Annotated in this window: 20 protein-coding genes and 1 riboswitch; of the genes, 15 read left to right on the forward strand and 5 right to left on the reverse strand. The window is 35.3% G+C overall.

Features of this window, described 5'->3' with window-relative positions:
• Positions 1 to 63: 63 nt before the first annotated feature.
• The 3 genes from V7183_RS14285 to V7183_RS14295 all read right to left on the reverse strand — a co-directional run bounded on the left by V7183_RS14285 (position 64) and on the right by V7183_RS14295 (position 3,849).
• Positions 64 to 2,034 carry an ABC transporter permease gene (locus tag V7183_RS14285; protein ID WP_335359942.1) on the reverse strand — a complete coding sequence of 657 codons (1,971 nt, stop codon included), beginning with the start codon at positions 2,032 to 2,034 and terminating at the stop codon, positions 64 to 66.
• Between the two features lie 94 nt (positions 2,035 to 2,128).
• Positions 2,129 to 3,151, reverse strand: a complete 1,023-nt coding sequence (locus V7183_RS14290; protein ID WP_335359943.1) for a sensor histidine kinase — start codon at positions 3,149 to 3,151, stop codon at positions 2,129 to 2,131.
• A 2-nt stretch (positions 3,152 to 3,153) separates the two neighbouring features.
• Entirely contained in the window at positions 3,154 to 3,849 is a 696-nt protein-coding gene (locus tag V7183_RS14295) for a response regulator transcription factor (protein WP_097899000.1), read from the reverse strand.
• 203 nt (positions 3,850 to 4,052) lie between these two features.
• Between V7183_RS14295 and V7183_RS14300 the strand changes: the two genes are divergently transcribed.
• The 14 genes from V7183_RS14300 to V7183_RS14365 all read left to right on the forward strand — a co-directional run bounded on the left by V7183_RS14300 (position 4,053) and on the right by V7183_RS14365 (position 16,299).
• Positions 4,053 to 4,325, forward strand: a complete 273-nt coding sequence (locus V7183_RS14300; protein ID WP_097836188.1) for an autorepressor SdpR family transcription factor — start codon at positions 4,053 to 4,055, stop codon at positions 4,323 to 4,325.
• Positions 4,322 to 4,957, forward strand: a complete 636-nt coding sequence (locus V7183_RS14305; RefSeq protein ID WP_097899001.1) for an SdpI family protein — start codon at positions 4,322 to 4,324, stop codon at positions 4,955 to 4,957. Before V7183_RS14300 ends, V7183_RS14305 begins: the two co-directional genes overlap by 4 nt.
• Positions 4,958 to 5,145: 188 nt before the next feature.
• Positions 5,146 to 5,469 carry a DUF1648 domain-containing protein gene (locus V7183_RS14310; protein WP_335359944.1) on the forward strand — a complete coding sequence of 108 codons (324 nt, stop codon included), beginning with the start codon at positions 5,146 to 5,148 and terminating at the stop codon, positions 5,467 to 5,469.
• An 88-nt stretch (positions 5,470 to 5,557) separates the two neighbouring features.
• Positions 5,558 to 6,274, forward strand: a complete 717-nt coding sequence (locus V7183_RS14315) for an ABC transporter ATP-binding protein (protein ID WP_097899003.1) — start codon at positions 5,558 to 5,560, stop codon at positions 6,272 to 6,274.
• A complete protein-coding gene (locus V7183_RS14320; protein WP_335359945.1) occupies positions 6,264 to 7,838 on the forward strand; it encodes a permease in 1,575 nt (524 codons plus the stop codon). The genes V7183_RS14315 and V7183_RS14320 overlap by 11 nt, the downstream gene beginning before the upstream one ends.
• A 206-nt stretch (positions 7,839 to 8,044) precedes the next feature.
• Entirely contained in the window at positions 8,045 to 8,662 is a 618-nt protein-coding gene (locus V7183_RS14325) for a copper amine oxidase N-terminal domain-containing protein (RefSeq protein ID WP_335359946.1), read from the forward strand.
• Positions 8,655 to 8,978: a hypothetical protein gene (locus V7183_RS14330; RefSeq protein WP_097899006.1), complete on the forward strand. Its 324-nt coding sequence runs from the start codon at positions 8,655 to 8,657 to the stop codon at positions 8,976 to 8,978. The genes V7183_RS14325 and V7183_RS14330 overlap by 8 nt, the downstream gene beginning before the upstream one ends.
• A 2-nt stretch (positions 8,979 to 8,980) precedes the next feature.
• Positions 8,981 to 9,907 (forward strand): FAD:protein FMN transferase, encoded by a 927-nt coding sequence (locus V7183_RS14335; RefSeq protein WP_335359947.1) that lies wholly within the window; start codon positions 8,981 to 8,983, stop codon positions 9,905 to 9,907.
• Positions 9,907 to 10,431 carry a ferric reductase-like transmembrane domain-containing protein gene (locus V7183_RS14340; protein WP_335359948.1) on the forward strand — a complete coding sequence of 175 codons (525 nt, stop codon included), beginning with the start codon at positions 9,907 to 9,909 and terminating at the stop codon, positions 10,429 to 10,431. Before V7183_RS14335 ends, V7183_RS14340 begins: the two co-directional genes overlap by 1 nt.
• Before the next feature lie 66 nt (positions 10,432 to 10,497).
• Positions 10,498 to 11,181, forward strand: a complete 684-nt coding sequence (locus tag V7183_RS14345; RefSeq protein WP_335359949.1) for a response regulator transcription factor — start codon at positions 10,498 to 10,500, stop codon at positions 11,179 to 11,181.
• Positions 11,171 to 12,463 (forward strand): sensor histidine kinase, encoded by a 1,293-nt coding sequence (locus V7183_RS14350; RefSeq protein WP_335359950.1) that lies wholly within the window; start codon positions 11,171 to 11,173, stop codon positions 12,461 to 12,463. Before V7183_RS14345 ends, V7183_RS14350 begins: the two co-directional genes overlap by 11 nt.
• A 356-nt stretch (positions 12,464 to 12,819) precedes the next feature.
• Positions 12,820 to 13,590, forward strand: a complete 771-nt coding sequence (locus V7183_RS14355) for an ABC transporter ATP-binding protein (protein WP_097899011.1) — start codon at positions 12,820 to 12,822, stop codon at positions 13,588 to 13,590.
• The gene (locus tag V7183_RS14360) at positions 13,577 to 15,526 is read left to right on the forward strand and encodes an ABC transporter permease (RefSeq protein WP_335359951.1); all 1,950 of its coding nucleotides are present in this window, start codon (positions 13,577 to 13,579) and stop codon (positions 15,524 to 15,526) included. The genes V7183_RS14355 and V7183_RS14360 overlap by 14 nt, the downstream gene beginning before the upstream one ends.
• Before the next feature lie 194 nt (positions 15,527 to 15,720).
• Positions 15,721 to 16,299, forward strand: coding sequence for a class I SAM-dependent methyltransferase (locus V7183_RS14365; RefSeq protein WP_097899013.1), 579 nt, complete (start codon positions 15,721 to 15,723; stop codon positions 16,297 to 16,299).
• Between the two features lie 112 nt (positions 16,300 to 16,411).
• On the opposite strand, the gene hpt is transcribed toward V7183_RS14365, so the two are convergent.
• The gene (gene hpt / locus V7183_RS14370; protein WP_097899014.1) at positions 16,412 to 16,942 is read right to left on the reverse strand and encodes a hypoxanthine phosphoribosyltransferase; all 531 of its coding nucleotides are present in this window, start codon (positions 16,940 to 16,942) and stop codon (positions 16,412 to 16,414) included.
• A 235-nt stretch (positions 16,943 to 17,177) separates the two neighbouring features.
• Between hpt and V7183_RS14375 the strand changes: the two genes are divergently transcribed.
• Positions 17,178 to 17,510 (forward strand): hypothetical protein, encoded by a 333-nt coding sequence (locus tag V7183_RS14375; RefSeq protein ID WP_097899015.1) that lies wholly within the window; start codon positions 17,178 to 17,180, stop codon positions 17,508 to 17,510.
• Positions 17,511 to 17,612: 102 nt separating this feature from the next.
• Here the strand turns inward: V7183_RS14375 and thiT are convergent, their stop codons facing one another.
• Positions 17,613 to 18,278, reverse strand: coding sequence for an energy-coupled thiamine transporter ThiT (gene thiT / locus V7183_RS14380; RefSeq protein ID WP_335359952.1), 666 nt, complete (start codon positions 18,276 to 18,278; stop codon positions 17,613 to 17,615).
• Positions 18,279 to 18,372: 94 nt separating this feature from the next.
• A riboswitch (TPP riboswitch) is annotated at positions 18,373 to 18,474 on the reverse strand.
• Positions 18,475 to 18,674 lie beyond the last annotated feature (200 nt).

The following is an 18,674-nucleotide window of genomic DNA, read 5'->3' on the forward strand; positions in this document are numbered from 1 at the left end:
ATGCTCTCTCCCACTTAAAAAGAGGGGTTTTATGTCGTTTTTTTAATTGATGTATATATTTTTTTAAAGACTAATATGCCGAGATAGCTTTTGCATATATAAGGAACGAATTAACAAGAAAAAGATAATTTCAACCGTTCCGAAAATCGTAAGGACAACTGTAACTTCAGCAAATAATGATATATTTATGACTTCTTGCAGCATTTTTGTGGCAAACATCGTATGAATGGAAGCCATAATGTACGGAACGAAGAATAAGATCGCGAGCTGAATGGTAGCGGATCGCTTCATTTCAGATTCTGTTAACCCAATTTTTGTAATTGTAATATATTTTTCTTGTTCATTTGTTAAGTCCGTATACATACGAAAGTAAAGAACACTCCCGGCACCAATGAAGAAAATGACACCAAGGAAAGTACCAATAAAGAAGAATGAAGCGGCACCTAATTTAATTTGGTATAGCGTATCACTCGCTTCCCACATCCTATATAAAGGTTCTTCAGATGGGATGCTTTTTCGCTCTTTTTCTAATTTATCAAGATACTCTGCAGCGATTTCATGTGTCTTTTCCCAGTCTTTTACTTGAAAATTATAAAGCGTCATATGTTTCATGTTATTCGATAAGGAGCGTACGGTATCATCAGATAAAATAAGTAATTGATACGTCATTCCAGTTGGGATGACGCTAAAATTTTCATATCCCTTTACATGTAAGGGAAAGGAATTCTGAGAAAGTGTAACGTTTTTTTGTTCGAACTGTTCCTCTATAGGACCCAGTAGGTTTATATATCCATATCCAGGGAGTATGTATGTTTCATTCCCCTTTACAGAAAGGTGTTTGAGATTTAAAGCAGTAGCAAGCTTGTTATAGTCACTTTGCTTTAATACATACGCTTCTCTTTCATCGGCAGTCATGTCATCTACTTTCAATGATACTGCATATAAATCGGTTTTAACCGTTTTATATGTAAAACCTTCTTTGCTTAGTTGCTGTTCTAACCAGTCTATATGTTGAGTGGCCATGGGATCCGCATCGTATGAAAGATAGGTAAACGGGAATGGATTATTTTTTGCTACATCCAATTTTATAAACTTCCCAAATCCGTATATGAATGTAATCATTGTAAAAGCGAGAGTAGATAGCATAGCTACAATAAAAAGCATATTAATATTTGTTCGAATACGGCTTGCCAAATCTGAAATCCACAACATATTAATTCGCTTCATGTAAAATTTTCGTCTTGTTTTCAAAATCCGAATGAGCAGGAAGCAAATTTGTGAAAAGAAAAAATATGTTCCAATTGCTACAAGTGACGGAATGACGAAAATACTAGAAAACATGTAAATTGATGCTATGTCTGGACCTAACGATAGAAAGAACATTGGATTTCCAGCTAGCATATATCCCGATAGTAAACATAGAGCACCAAATAAAGAAATAAGTATAGATGGTTTGCGTTCTTTTTGCTTTATTTTTCCTTCTTTTAAAAGGCGTACTGCTTTTCGTGTACGAATGAGCATAGGAGTAAAAGCAGAAACAATGATAAAGAGTCCAAGAAAGATTGTTGCTGTTAAAATAATGGCCCCTGAAGGCCAATATAAATACAATCCTGGAACGTGTGTGATTTTTCCTGTTACTAATAAGAAAAATTGTGAGAATACGAGTCCAAGTTGAATGCCAACAAAGATGGATAATATCCCAATCAACATATTTTCCATAAAAACAAGACGTTTCAATTGCTTTCTTGATATTCCTAAAACGGTTAAAATTCCAAATTGTTTTTTACGAACTTTTAAGAAAGTGCCGATGGAATAAAACAGAAAGAAAAAGGAAAAGCACACAATGACTACTTCTGAAAATATCATTAGCCCTGTAATTCCCTCAACTGTACTAAAAGTTTTTAGACGAGGATGAAATAAATACACTGCAAATGAAAAGAAAATCGCAATGGAAAACGCACTGCTTAAAAAGTAGGCAAAATAAGCACGGGAATTTCGCGTTACGTTTTTAAATGCAAACTGCCAAAAAGTCATGCTGTATACCTCCAACTAGAAGAGAAAGATGTAGTCATGTTGTAAAAAATGTATGAGAATGAGCTCTCATACATTTTGCTGAAATATGCTATTTTCATTCATTTATCACCTTTTCTTGGTTATCCGCTTCGTTGTTTGCAGCGTTATGGAAGATGATTTTAATGCTAGTTCCTTTGCCTACTTCAGAGTCTAGCTTTACGGAATGGCCTAAATAAGAGCAAATTTTACTCACAATATAAAGTCCCATACCAGTAGATTCTCCAAATGCACGGCCATTTTTCCCTGTATAAAATGGTTCAAATACTCTTCGAATATCTTCCTGCGGGATACCGACACCTTCATCACGAACTTCTAGAATAATATCTCTGCCGTTACGATAAGCAGATAAGAAGACTTTCTTTCCGCGCTCACCAGAATAACGAACGGCATTCGTCATTAATTGATAAATGATGAATTTAAGCCACTTCGCATCAGAAGCAACCATAAGGTCGGAATGAACTTCTAAAACGGGGAAGACGCCATTACGAATAAAGAGTTCTTTTAAGCCATTAATATTTTTCGTTACAGTATCTTTTAGTGAAATGGTTTCTACATGGAAGTCTTCATGGAAGTTATTTAACCTTGCCATATATAACGCCATATCAAGCCCTTGATTTAATCTTTCTAGTTCTTTCTTAAACTTCGGAATGAGATGCTCATCTTCCATCTCTAATACCATCAGCTGCATAATAGAAACTGGCGTCTTCATTTGATGTACCCAGTGGTTAATAAACAATTGGTGTTCTTGTTGTTTTACTTCATATGATTGCAGTTCTTTTTGGAATAGACGATATTGCGTGCGAACAAGCTCATTTACACCGTGCGGCATAGGGGCAGTTGCTCTTTCAATAAATGCATCTTCCATTTTCTCTGGCGGCTCACTTAATCTGTGATACATTCTACGATTACGAACATAACGATAAGCGAGGAAGCAAATAAATAAATATAAACTTAATACAATAAAGTAGAACTTATTGTTTTGGAATCCATCTACCGCATCATATAGAATAAAAATGATACCGAAGTTTAATGCATACAATAGAAAAAACGCAAAATGATCACGTAAAAATAACTTCATGCTTATTCACTCCAAGTTGCGTTTAAACGATACCCTAATCCGCGTACAGTCTCAACTGCATTTTCAATACCAAGCTCATTGAATTTCTTACGAAGGCGTGTAATGTTTACGTTTAGTGTATTTTCTTCAACGAAGCTTTCGTCATCCCAAAGTGCAGCTAATAAATCTTCACGGCTCGCTGTACGTGGAAATTTAGATAAAAGCATTTCAGCTAAGATTGCTTCTTTCTTTGTTAGAAGAACTTGCTCAGTGCCAAAATGGATTTCTGGTCGTTCAGGGAATAATTTTAAACCTTCCACTTCAACAATACGCTCTGAAATATTTGGTGCATAATCACCGTAAATGCGGCGTAATTGACCTTTAATTTTCGCCATGACAACATCATAATGGAATGGTTTTGTAATATAATCATCCGCACCGCTCTCAATCGCCATAATTTGTTCCATTTCACCTGCACGTGCTGAAATGAAAATAATTGGACAAGTAGATTCATGACGAATTTGACGGCACCAGTAGAAACCATCGAATTTCGGTAAATTGACATCAAGCAATACAAGATGTGGTTTCACAGTGTTAAACGATTCCATAATATCATCAAAGTTTTCGGCAACAACTGCATCGTAACCGTATTTTTGAATATGAGATTGTAGTAAAGATGAGATATTTGGATCGTCTTCAACGATTAAAATTTTATACATATGTATTCCTCCTAAAAACAATTGTAGTTATAGTGTACCATGTGTTTTCTGTCTTTTCATTATGTTGCAGCGAGCGCTAGTAAACAGTATAGGTCAAAAGTGAAAAAGTAAAAAGGGCTGTGTATATAATTGACAATTTGTAGTTTTTATTTTAACATTTAGATAAATATCTAAATGTCTAATTGGTGAAAGGAAGAAAGACATTGAATCAAGCATTTAAAGCATTAGCAGACCCAACAAGGCGAAAGATTTTAGACTTATTAAAAGAGGGCGATTTAACGGCTGGTGAAATTGCCGAACAGTTCAATATGACAAAGCCGAGTATTTCTCATCATTTAAATGCGCTCAAAAACGCTGAGCTCATTCAAGATGAAAAAAGAGGGCAATTTGTTGTATATTCCTTAAACACCACTGTTTTTCAAGATTTATTAACTTGGGTGTTTACGTTTACGAATAAAGGGGGAGAGGGGAAATGAAAAAACATCTTTTTGCAATCATACTAATTCTTATAACATGTGTAGCATGGGCGGTTTCCTGGCCACACCTACCAGAGACAATGGCAATTCATTGGAGCGGTGAAGAAGCAAATGGATTTGCTACAAAGTTTAATGCAATGCTTTTAACATTAGGTATTATGATTGTTAGTTATGGATTACTAATCGTTATTCCAAAGGTGGATCCAAGGAAAACGAATTATGATAAATTTTCTAAGAGTTTTACAATGATAAGTTACAGTATATTATTTGTTTTATTTTTGGTGAATATCCTTGTACTTGCAACGGCATTAGGCTACAAAATTCCAATGAATAGTGCACCAAATATAATTGTAGGTATTTTATTTTTAGTAATCGGCAACTATTTACCACAATGTAAACCAAATTTCTTCATTGGGATTCGGAATGCTTGGACATTAAGTAATGAAGAAGTATGGCGGAAAACACATCGCTTTAGCGGAAAAGTATTTGTAATAGTAGGGCTTATGATGATTATAAGTATTTTTGCACCAGCAGCTTTGAAATCATTTTTGATGCTTGGAATTATTATAGGGGCAGTAGCATTAACGATGCTGTATTCTTATTTTGTTTATAAAAAAGAAATGGGGATATAAGCGAGTATTTGTATTCTGGACAGTTAGTTATTAGTTATATATTTTAATAAGAATGCTCAGTGAGGAAAAGAAAAAACCTCACTGAGTGAAATTTAATAACGAAAGTCTGAATGTTCCGATTAATAGTGATGTAATCCTAATATTTTTTTATTAAGTATCAAAAATAATGATGGAATGGAGAAAAGATGATGAAAAAGAAAATGGATGTAACGTGTATCATAAGCTCGTTAGTTTGTTTAGTGCCAATGATATTATCAATTGCTTTATATAGTGATTTGCCAGAACAAATGCCTATTCATTGGAGTGCTACAGGTGCTGCTGATCATTATGTAAGTAAAAATATAGTAGTTTTTGGAATGCCACTGCTTATGTTTGTTACTAATGTGATCGTTCATTTTACAATCAATTATTCTCAAAAAAATATACCGAAAGCAGAGCAAGTATTAAAAAAATGGTCAATTCCTGCATTATCGTTAATCATTATTCCGATATGTCTATTCATTTCTAAGTAATGCTTCAATGTGAACGATTGATTATGCAACTAAAATACATTCAGTTGATTCGACACGATACGAGTTTAAATCGTTTGGGGGAGAGAATATGTTAGAAATCATAAATTTTAGCAAGACATACAAAGGTGGCAAAAAAGCGGTAGATGATTTGAATCTGACTGTTCAAGCAGGAGATATTTTTGGATTTATCGGACATAACGGTGCGGGGAAAAGTACGACAATTAAATCATTAGTAGGTGTTATAGATTTCGAAGAGGGCGAAATTTTTATTGATGGGCATTCAGTAAAAAAAGACCCGATTACGTGTAAGAAAGTAATGGCATATATTCCTGATAATCCAGATTTATATGAGCAATTAACAGGAATTCAATATTTGAACTTTGTTGCTGATGTTTTTGGAGTGTCTGCAAAAGACAGAGAGGAACGGATACAAAAATATGGGGATGCTTTTGAGATTACACCATATTTGGGAGATTTAATATCTTCCTACTCACACGGTATGAAACAAAAAGTGGCGATTATATCAGCAGTTTTACATCATCCGAAATTATTAGTTTTAGATGAGCCTTTTGTTGGACTTGATCCAAAGGCGGCTATTGTACTTAAGGGGATTATGAGGGAACTTTGCGAATCAGGCAGTGCGATTTTCTTTTCTACTCATGTATTAGATGTAGCAGAAAAGTTATGTAATAAGATAGCGATGATTCATAAAGGGAAACTAGCAATCTCAGGGGAAGTAAAGTCTTTAATAAAGGAAAACTCATTAGAAGAGCTCTTTATGAAGGTGCTTGCCGATGAGAAGTAATACGCTAGCTCTTTTAAAAATTCGTCTAATAACGCAGCTTGGCCTCAATACTTTTAAATATGAAAAAGATAAGAAAAAGAAGCAGAACAAAATTTTAATTTCAGTCTCAATTGCATTAGTTGCTGCCCTTTTGATACTGTATTGTGGAAGCGCGGCATATGGATTGATCAAACTGGGGATAGGTGAAGTCATTCCGGTTTATGCATTTGTGATTAGCAGTGTATTAGTTTTAGTTTTCACGATGTTTAAGGCGAATGGCGAGATTTTCGCTTTTAAGGATTATGATTTTGTCATGTCTTTACCGATTCGTGTAGATACGATTATTGCTAGTAGATTTTTGTATTTGTACGTATTAAATACGGTCTTTTCAATGATCATCATGCTGCCGATGGGTGTTGTTTATTGTATATATGAGAAGCCATCAGCGTCTTTCTATTTAATGTGGATTATCACTCTGTTTACAGTATCTTTAATTCCAACAACAATTGCGGCAGTTTTTGGAGCATGTATTACAGCGATAGCCTCTAAATTTAGATATGCAAATAGAATCACTACCATTTTAAGCTTTATAGTAATCATTATTTTTGGCTACTTTATGTTCAAGCAAGGAAATACGAAATATAGCTTTACTGATTTAGAAGGAATTGGGGCAACTGTTTCAGAGGGATTAACTAAAGTGTATCCATTAGCTACCATTTTTCAAAAAGCAATTGTCGATGCGAATATAGGGGCTTTCATCCTTTTTGTTGGCATATCTGTTATTTGGTATTATCTTTTTGTGAAAATCCTCGCTCTTAAATATAAGCAAATCAACACAGGCATTTCTACGTATCATATGCGTTCGGATTACAAGATCAATCGTATGAAGAAAGAAACAGTATTGATTGCATTATATAAAAAAGAATTAAAGCGTTTCTTTTCTTCTACAGTATATGTGATAAATATTGGTATGGGAGTTGTCATAGCAGTCATTTTCTCACTTGCAGTAGTTGTAGTAGGACCAAGCCAATTAATCGGATATCCAGGGGTTGAAACAATTCTCCAAAAAATTGCACCGTTTGCTATTTCAGCGATGATTTCCATGACATGTACAACTTGTGTGTCATTATCGTTAGAGGGGAAAAACGTATGGATTATTAAGTCCTTACCCCTTACCCCTAAAATGATTTATGATAGTAAAATTCTAATGAATCTTTCATTAAGCATTCCGGCATCGATTATTAGCGCTATACTGATGATAATAGGTTTAAAGCCGGATATTTGGACTTCCATTTTAATCATAATAACTCCCATCACATATTCATTTTTTTCAGCAGTATGGGGTATTTTTATTAATAATCGATTCGCTTATTACGACTGGGTTTCCGAAACACAAGTGGTGAAACAAAGTGTGGGATCTGCTCTTGGCATGCTTGGAGGTATGATTATAGCGGGCATTCCTGCCTTGCTAGTAGGTACTGCTGTGATATCAAACTATAGGGTGTTTACTTTTGTAGTTGTTGTAATGATTTCGATTATGACTGCAGTATTGTATAACAATGAATCTAAAAGAAGTATAAAGTGAAATGTTAGTGTAAAAAGCTGTCTCCAAATTCAAATTTATAAAAGAAACGAAAAGCCGTTTTTCCATTTGGAAGAACGGCTTTTCATTTTTTAAAGAATTGAAGGACTTTATCCTTTTAAACAATTAACACGATTTTAAAGTTTTCATTTTATTTTCAGTTTCATTCTTTATATTCAAGTTATCGATAAGGTAGAGGAGAGAGAAATATGAAAAGGAACAATAAATTACTAACGTTTTTGTTGCTCTTTGTTTTTATATTCATACCTCAACAAGGAAGCTATGCGGATGACGATAAGGACCATGAAAAACACGAGAAACATGAGAAACACAAGAAAAAGGAAGGTCATGAATCGGAGGAAGGCTATGAAAAACAAACAGTAAATACACATAAAGAAGTTTGGCATACATGGTCAAAATTATCTGCTCTTAGTATTGCTTACGAACAAAGTCCTATAACGACTCAGCAACAAATAAGGATGCAAAAAGAGAATGAAAAAGAATGTTTGTTAGAGGTGTTGCCCTATCAGGGACAAATACTTGTCCCCGTACAAGAAGTAGCTGTTTATTTAGGAGCCGAGGTTTATGAATACCGCCGAATCTCTACAGTTGAGGTTATTCAGCAGAAAAAGCATTTGATTTTTAAAGAAGGCTCACGGGCTGTGTATGAAGATATGTATAAAACACCGATGCCAACGGCTGCTATTACATACAATAGCAAAATATACGTGCCGGTTAGTGTTATAGCGAATGCATTAGGGTGGGATATAACATGGAATGAAAATCAGACGATTTTGCTGAAGGCAAGGGTGAATCAAAATGGCTAAACAAAAATGGTTGAAATGGGTAGTAGGGATTGGTAGTATCAGTTCTCTTGCGGTTTTCTTAAATGTTGTACAAGAGGAAAATTCGACTAATCAAAAGGAAGATCCTTCAGTAAATACGAGAAGAGACAACTATTCCATATCCAATATTAAGGAATTAAAAGAAACAGAAAAGACCGAGAGAGAACAATGGATTTCTACTTTGGATTGGGAAGAAGGGAATTGGGAAATAGATACCTCTAATACAGCGGCCACATTGACTCCAAAAGGTAAAAATACTAGGAAACAGCAGGCGGAAACTCGTACAAGGAGGTCTTAACGATGGATGGTGAATATTCATTTTCCTTTCGAGCTATGAACACCGAAGTACAGGTTAAGGGAGATGCCCCTTGGAATAGCAGTTGGAGCAGAAAATTAAAAGAATGCTTTTTTGCATTTGAATCTATTTGTTCGCGTTTTCTCAATTTCAATGAGTTAGCAATGGTCAATCGTGCTCCGATCGGTGCAAAAATTAAAGTGAGCCCTATTCTTTTTGATGTTCTGAAAGAAGCCATTCGTTATGCTGAAATGACGGATTATTATTTCAATCCCTTAATGGCGAGAAGAATGGAACGAATGGGATATGACCGATCTTTTGATCAAATAACAGATGTTGGGAGCACTATAGACAATGACATAGGAAAGGGAGATTGCAATTCCTTTCAGTTTGACCATCATGCAAGTGCAATCGTGAAACAAACTTCAAAAAAAATTGACTTAGGAGGGATTGGAAAGGGCTGGGTGGTTGATAGAGGTGCAAGATTGATGAGGCAGGAAGGGGTTGTAAACGGAATTCTCAATGCAGGAGGCGATCTTACCGTTTGGGGGAATCAGGAGAAAGTCATAGGGATTGCAGATCCGGAAAAAGAAGAGAGAGATATTGCTCAATTTTATTTTTTGCAAGGGTGCATGGCTACTTCTAATAAAAAACATCGATCATGGAAGCAAGGTTCTTTCGTTCGCCATCATTTACTAGATGGACAGACCGGTTTACAGGCCGAAAGTGATGTTATACAGGCAACAGTCTTTGCAAAAAGTACAGCTGAATCAGAAGTGATTGCTAAAGTATTATGCATTCTTTCCTTTCATGAAGGAATTCCATGGATGCTGGAGCACTTTCCTCACGCTGCAGCCGTCATTATTGATGAAAACAGAAAAGTGAAAGTTAGTGCTACGATTAAACGGTATACGAAGAAGATGATGTTTTAATGGGAACCTTATATTCGACGTGGGAGTGGATACGGTCAACAGGGATCACAGCCTATTTGCTATTGTTCATCTCAAATGTAGCGGGATTAATGTATAAAGGAAAAATAGCTACGAAAACGCGGCAACCGATGCTAGTAATCATTCATCAAACAGCTGGCTGGTTCAGCTTACTTTTCGCTCTTTTTCATGCGCTTATGCTGCTGTTTGATCAGTATGTTTCATATACTCTAAGTGAAATTGTTATTCCATTTACGTCCAATTACAAAACAATCGCATCTGGAGCAGGAACGATTGCGTTGTATATACTGTTGTTTCTTTTTATCTCCTCAGATGTCATGAAAAAAATAGGAAGGAAGTGGTGGCGAGCGATTCATTATCTTGCTATTCCTGGATATTTACTCGCTTTCATTCATGGAGTCATGATTGGAACGGATACAGGTGCATTATGGATGGTAATTTTTTATTCAGCTACTTTCGTAGTGGTAGTTGCGCTATTCATAATTAGAATATTCAATGGAATATAATAAATCTCTTTCTTTTTTCTACCTACTTGTGTGTAAAATAAAAGTAAAAAGGAAGATGTTGGAATAATGTATATTTTATTAGCAGAAGATGACAAAAAGCTTGGTCGTTTAATTGTTCATATGTTGGGTAAGGAAAAGCATACTGTCGAGTGGGTAACAGATGGGGCTAGTGCGCTTGATTATATATCTTCTACTCTATATGACTTGGTACTTCTTGATTGGATGATGCCAAAGGTCAGCGGAATCGATGTATGCAAACAACTACGGAATAATCATTTTCAGGGACTGATTTTAATGCTAACAGCAAAAGATGATGTATTAGATCGAGTAGAAGGACTAGATGCAGGGGCGGATGATTATATTGTGAAGCCATTTCAGTTTGAAGAGTTATTTGCGAGAGTTCGAGCCTTAGAACGAAGAGGGAACTTCCCCTTTATAGATAATGTATTGAAAGTTGGTGAACTCACACTAGACCGTGTGAATTATAAAGTTTGCCGCAAAGAGCAGGAAATTCAATTATCACCAAAAGAATATCAACTGCTCAACATTTTAATGTCGAATCCTGAACAAATATTACCGCGGGATGTATTATTGGATAAAATATGGGGAATTGAGGCTGATGTGTCAGACAATAATCTCGATGCACTCGTTCGGTTATTGAGAAAAAAGGTGGAGACTCCTGAAGGAGGGCGCCTCATTTATAATATTCGCGGAGTAGGCTATAGGCTGGTAAAGCATCATGTTTTTTAAAACAAGGCGGCGTTTAACCATTTTATTTACGGGGTTAATGATGATTTTTCTGCTTTCTTTTATTTTCATTGCATATATGCTTGTATCATCTTCCATCATTAAATATCAGCGGGAGGCAGTGATACAGCTCGTTAAGGAAGAATGGGCAGAACATAAGAATGATTTACTAAATCAGCAAAATTATATAGATAACGACAATGAAAGAGACAAACACCCTTATACAGATATGCAAACATTTTATTATATTCTTTCGAAAGATGGACAAATCATGGATGCCGATAACAGTTTACCGTACGTAACAGCTGCTTTAGGTGATGAAATGAAAGAGTGGAAGCCTCGTCATGTGGAAGTGCGCAAGGAGATGATAGTAGATCAAACTGGTACTAAAAAAGACATTTTATTTGCTGGTCTTTCTGTTGAAGAGCAAGGTAAGCATTTTGGAACCATCATTGCAGGAACGAATGTAACAGCTCAACAACAAGTCTTGGATCAATTTCTCTTAGTATTGTCTTGTCTTTCCATCTTGTTCCTTATCTTATCCTTATGGCTCGGTTACTTCATGGCTGGAAAAGCGATGATTCCAATTTTGCATTCCTTTCAACGTCAGAAAGAATTTGTCAGTGATGCATCTCATGAATTGCGGACGCCACTGTCGATTATGCAATCGTCATTAGAAGTGATTGAGGTCGAGGAGAAAGAACAATTATCCCCTTTTTCACAGCAAATTTTTCATGATATGAAAGATGAAGTGAAAAGAATGACGAAGTTGGTAGCGGATTTATTGACGATTGCTCGTTCGGATTCAGGAATATTAGACATTCGGTTGAGTTCCTTTGATTTGTATACAGTGTTAGAACAGCTAGTCCGTTCTTTTCAACTATTGGCCGATCAAAGAGAAATAACGATTGTTCTTGTAACATCTTCGTCATGTCCTGTTATAGGGGATAAAGAAAGAATTACACAATTGTTATACATTTTGATAGATAACGCTGTAAAATACAACAAACAAGGCGGCTCTGTCTATTTAAAAGTTCATCAAAAAGGAAAAATAGTAGAAATGATCGTAGAGGATACAGGAATAGGCATCCCAAAAGAGCAATTGCCACGTATTTTTGATCGGTTTTATCGGATAGATAAAGCAAGATCAAGGGATTTAGGCAGCAATGGAATCGGTTTGTCGATAGCAAAATGGATTGCTGAGTCACACGGTGGAACCATTCATGTGGAAAGTGAAGTAGGTAGGGGAACTACGTTTCGATTACAATTACCAAGTAAAGAATGATAGAGTGAAAGTCATGATGATGAAAAAGGATCCTTTCCATATGTAATGCTGTAATAGTTATGTTTCTCGTTTCTTTTTTCATTCATATTGCTCTTTCGCAAGGAAATCGGTGCTGAATCATCAGCACCGATTTTTTTACCTTACAGAAATGTAATATTCATGTAAGGAGAATGAATAGCTGGCTATTTATCCCAGTGTTATAGTAACAAAGTAGTTATTTCATAAAGTTAAATTTATGTTTCTTCTGCTAAATGGCCTTACATAACTGTCATGTTTGTGTAAGAAACATCGATAGTGGCAAGAGTAGAAGTTAGATATAGTGAAAATAGAGAATAGATGAAGAGAGGGATATAGAGATGAAAACAGTATTAGAAGCAAAAAATATTAAAAAAGTATATGATACAGGCGGAAATAAATTTGAAGCATTAAAAGGTATTAACTTACAAGTTCGAGAAGGTGAGTTCGTTGGAATTATGGGGCCTTCTGGATCTGGTAAAACAACACTTTTAAATGTTCTTTCTACAATTGATAATGCAACGAGCGGTGAAATCTTAATTGATGGAAAAGACATTTTGAAAATGAATGATGATAAATTGGCATTATTCCGCCGTGATCATTTAGGATTCATTTTCCAAGATTATAACTTATTAGATACGCTAACGGTGAAAGAGAATATTGCATTGCCACTTGCACTATCAAAAGTGAAAACAAGTGAAATTGATCGCCGTGTTCTTGAAATAGCGAAGAAGTTCGGTATTGATCATATTTTAAGCCAATTTCCATATCAAGTGTCAGGCGGCCAGAAGCAGCGCTGCGCAGCATCGCGTGCAATCGTTACAAATCCAAGTATGATTTTTGGAGACGAGCCAACAGGAGCACTCGATTCCAAATCAGCAACAGATTTATTAGAAAGTATGAAGTCATTAAATGAATATGATAATTCAACAATTTTAATGGTAACGCATGATGCATTTGCCGCAAGTTATTGTAAACGCGTTATCTTCATTAAAGACGGCGAGTTATATAAAGAATTACACCGCGGGGAATTAACTCGCAAACAATTCTTCCAACAAGTAGTCGACGTAATGTCCGCAATTTCCGGAGGTGCAATGGATGACGTTATCTAGCATTGCCCTCCGCAACATACAGCGGAACTTTAAGGATTACTTTTTATATTTTACATCTATGATTTTTAGCATCGTTATTTATTTTACATTTAAGGCGCTAGAGTATAACTCACAAATGGAAAAAGCAGCGGAAGGTTCTAAGAAAATTAGTGGAGCCTTCCAAGTATCAAGTGTGATGCTTATTATTTTCGTAGCAGTATTTATTATATATTCTAACGGCTTCTTTACACGTAAGCGTAAAAAAGAGGTTGGATTATATTCATTACTAGGAATTCGTAAAAGACAAATTGGGAAAATGTTATTTTATGAAAATATGCTAATGGGATTCATATCATTAGTAATTGGGATTGCAATTGGTAGTGTACTTTCGAAGTTATTCCTTGAATTGTTAATAAGCATGATGGGATTAAACTTACATGTTCATTTTGAAGTACCAATGTCCGCAATTATTGATACAGCAATCATTTTCTTCGTAATTATATTGTATACATCACTTCAAGGATATCGATTAATTTATCGCTTTAAATTAATCGAACTTTTCCGTGCAGAACGTGAAGGAGAAACGATGCCAAAAGGTTCGTTTATTATGGCATTGATTTCAGTCTTCTTAATTGGTTCTGGTTATTTCTTATCACTAACATTTATGAAGGCCGCTAAATATGCTGACTTTATGATGGTTGCATTTTATATTTTACTTGCAACAGTACTTGGCACGTATTTATTGTTTATGTTCTTTACAGTATTCGTTTTAAAAAGAGCGAGAAACAAAAAATCGTCATTCTATAATGGAATGAATATGATAACAACGTCGCAGCTGTTGTACCGTATTAAAGGAAATGCAAAGTCATTAGCAACAATTGCCGTATTAAGTGCGGTAACATTAACAGCGGTTGGTACATCTGTAACGATGTATTACAATACATTTAAACAAACGAAAGATTATGCGCCGCACAGTTATTCTTACGAGAAAAAGGATGCAGCACTTGATAATAAAGTAAATGCAATTTTAGATGAAGAGAAGGAAAATAATCCCGTAACGAACCAATTCGAAATAGAAATGGTTCCTGTTAAAGGTAAGTTTGAAGGCGAAAAAGCAGATATGGGTATGAATGCGAATTATTTAGTTACTGAGAAATATCAGCTTGTATCGCAATCAGCATTTAATAAATTGGCGAAGAAAATGGATATAGATGAGGTTAGTTTAGCTGCCGATGAAGCTTTTGTATACGATGGCATGTATATGGAAGGCTATGAATTTAGTACGGTATATAAGGGGAACAAAGCAGTATTTCCAATTGGAAATAGGGCGGAAACATTAACGATTCAAGGTGCTGAAGGGCGTAATATAACAAACTTAGGTGAATTATTCGTCATTGTACCAGATGAAGTATATAACAGTGCGAAAGCAGTAGCCGAGACACGTATTGTTAAAAATATTGATGTGAAAGATGAAAAGAATAGTAAAGTGCTGACAGAGAAATTAAAGAAAGTGATGCCAATCGGAGAGTCAGAAGTTGCATTACCTTTCAATGATTTTTACACTGGTTTCCACAGTATGCTGGAAGCAACAGGATTAATGATGTTTATCGGTTTGTTCTTAGGTTTAGTCTTTTTACTAGCAACCGGTTCTATCATTTACTTCAAGCAATTAACAGAGGCGAATGCAGACCGTGATCGATACATTGTACTTCGCAAAGTCGGAGTTACAAAACGAGAAATGAAAAAGGCAATTGCAAAACAAGTAAGCTTTATCTTTGCAATTCCATTAGTAGTAGGGATTTGTCACAGTTTATTTGCATTAAAAGGTTTATCAACGTTAATGCCATATGAAATCCTAATTCCATTATTCATGAGTATCGGTGTGTATAGTGTGATTTATATTGGATATTACTTCTTAACAGTTCGTTCTTATTACAAGATCGTGAGTGCGAAGTAATGAAAGTAGCAGCTATTGTGATGAGCAATAGCTGTTTTATTTATTCGTAAATAGAGAAAAAGCTTTGTGTAAATGCACAAAGCTTTTTTACATTTCTTCATAAAATATTAAGAAAATCCCATGATATTTCTTAAAAAATAATAGTTATATTTGGAGGCGTATTAGACAATACCGAATGAACGGAGAGAGGTTAGATGCAACTTATTACGTTTTTAACTGAATTTATTAAACATCCGAAAAAAACTGGGGCTATCGCACCTAGTTCTCACATATTAGCGAAAAAGATGGTTGATGCGATTAATTTTGAGGAAGCACGGTACATTGTAGAATTAGGACCTGGAACAGGAGTATTCACAAGAGAAATTATAAAAAGAAAAAAGGAACATACAATATTTATTCTAATTGAAATTAATGAAGTTTTTTTCAAAAAGTTACAGAAGCAGTTCGCGGACGATCCAAATGTTTTGGTTATACATGGATCAGCTGAAAACATAAAGAAATATATAAAGGCATTACAAATAGAGAAGGTTGATTATGTATTATCGGGATTACCATTTACTTCATTACCACAAGAAGTATCGTTACGAATTTTAAATAATGTGATGGAGGCATTACAAGAGAATGGTGAGTTTATCACATTCCAATATTCGCTTGTAAAAAAAGGATTTATACAAACCTTTTTCCCAGAAATTTTATTGAAAAGGGTTTGGTTTAATTTTCCGCCAGCCTATGTTCTTAGTTGTAGAAAAAAGGCTGGGAGGATATATGCGTAATGGAATTGCATAAATACGTGTTTATAAGATGCTTTTAATCAAACTTTATTTCAAAGCAACAGGATAATATGAATAAACTTCCATCAAAATTTGATGGAAGTTATATATGGTTTCATTTTTCTGTTACAACTGAAGCGATGTATGGTAAGTTACGATATTTTTCTGCACAGTCAATGCCGTAACCAACGATAAACTCATCTGGAATTTGGAAGCCTACATATTCTGCTTTTAAATCGACTTTACGACGTTCTGGTTTATCAAGTAATGTACAGAACTTTAGTGTTTTTGGCTTATGCATAAAGAAGTGGTCTTTTAAGAAGTGAAGTGTTAAGCCAGAATCGATAATGTCTTCTACAACAATTACGTTTTTATCTGTAATATTTACATCGATATCTTTTAATAATTTCACTTTTCCAGTTGTTTCTGTTTGGTTACCATAGCTAGATGCAGAGATAAAATCGATTGTTACTTCATTTTTAATGTGACGAATTAAATCAGCCGCAAATACGAAAGAACCTTTCAATACAGCAATAACAACGAGTTCTTCTCCTTCAAAATCACGCTCAATTTGAAGTGCTAGTTCTTTAACCTTTGCTTGCAATGCTTCTTCAGAGATTAAAGTGTCTTTTATTTCGATTTTCATTATAATCCTCCTACAATGTAAAACTCATGAATATTTCGACTGTAAAGGATAGTGAAGGAAAAGTCAAAAAAGATAGAGGTTTTTTCATTTCTTACAAAAGTGTAAGGTAATTTGTAAGATAAATCGATAGTTGAGTAGTAGTTTTTTGGATAAACTCATAAGTGTAAGGGAAAAGGCAAATACATTTTAGGTAAAGTAAGCTTTAGGCACTATATGTGAAAAGGAGTAGGAGGGAATGGAGAGACGTTGGATGACCTTTGCTTTCTTATTAACTAGTAACACCCTGATACTAGATGAAGAGATGAGCCTTTCGCACTTGTTTGATCGAGAAGACGATCATTTTTCTTCACAGTTTACAATGAAGTGGTGTAAATGGAGCGAAAGTTGTAAATTTGAGGAAGAGACCCCTAATAAAGAGCAAAGAATCATCTTCACAAACCCGATTAAAGCATGGGCCTTTCAACATCGTAAGTGTAACGTCATAAATCACTTAAAGAAAACTGAGACAAGACAGTTAGTTACCGCTTTGGACTCTCCTATTCTGAAATCACAGGAAAGTAACAATTAGACACTGAGACACTTAAAAAGCATTGTAGAGAAAATCTACGATGCTTTTTGCATGTATGGATATTACTTATCTAATTCGTTATTAGAAAAATAAGAGCACCATTTAGGCGCTCTTATTTGTGGAATTCATATAATATGCACCAGCGTTTTTGAATAAGTGTGGTGAAGTTGTAAATAAAAGGATTAGTAGTACTGTACATAGCGTGAAAGAAGCAAGCATTGTACTACCGTTCACGATCAATGAATATAGGACAGCAGATTGACCTTTCGGTGCATATTGTCCCCAGAAGATAATCCCGGCAATAAAGTGACAGAAGTAACGTGCAAAGCTACCAACGAATGTAGCAAGGATCATATAACCAAGTACTTTTTTCCCTTGGTTACTTTTTGATGAAGGTTTGTCTTTGCGGCTGCCAAGATCAGATTGTTCATTACTAGTGCTATATGTTCCGAGTGCTTTTTGAATTGGACGATGGAATAAACCAGCAAAGCCGATAAAAGCAAATGCAATGAAGTATTCAATGAATGCTTGCGTAGGCGTTAAAATAGAAGCATCGCCGACTACGATTTGTAATAGTCCCCAAATTAAGCCGCCTAAGAAAGCCATTTTGAATCCCCAGCGGTAAGCGATAATAAAAATAGGAATCATAGCAAATGAAATGGAACCGCCTGTTGGAATTTTAATTGATAGTGGTAAGATATCGATGATCAAGGCGAAGGCTGCAAGGATTGCAGATTCAATCATCGCTTGTAAATTGGTGTTACGCATTTTGTTATTCCCCCTAAATCTAAATTGCACAAAAAAGAATAATGTACCATAGGGAGAGATGAAATACGTGAATAGAAAATAATGAGGTATATGTATTTCGACGTTTGCACAATTCCTACGTTAGCATTAACTAACAGGTTCTAAGGGTCGGAACGAAGTGTTCCCTCTCAGCAACGAGGCTCCCCCTGTGATAACGAGATTCTTTATTTGCTAGGTTCATTGTAATCGAAATGGATAAGAATGACAAATGTATATTAAAAAACCGACATAACCCCCCTCTTTTAGATGGGAGAGAGCATCTGGCCATGCATAGAAGCGGTCAGGGCCTTTTTCTGCCACATGCGAAGTAAAAACAGAAAGAGCAAACGAGTGTAGGTTACTTTGTATTCTGCATAG

The sequence above is a fragment of the Bacillus sp. JJ1127 genome (genome assembly GCF_036965845.1).
Taxonomy (GTDB): Bacteria; Bacillota; Bacilli; order Bacillales; family Bacillaceae_G; genus Bacillus_A.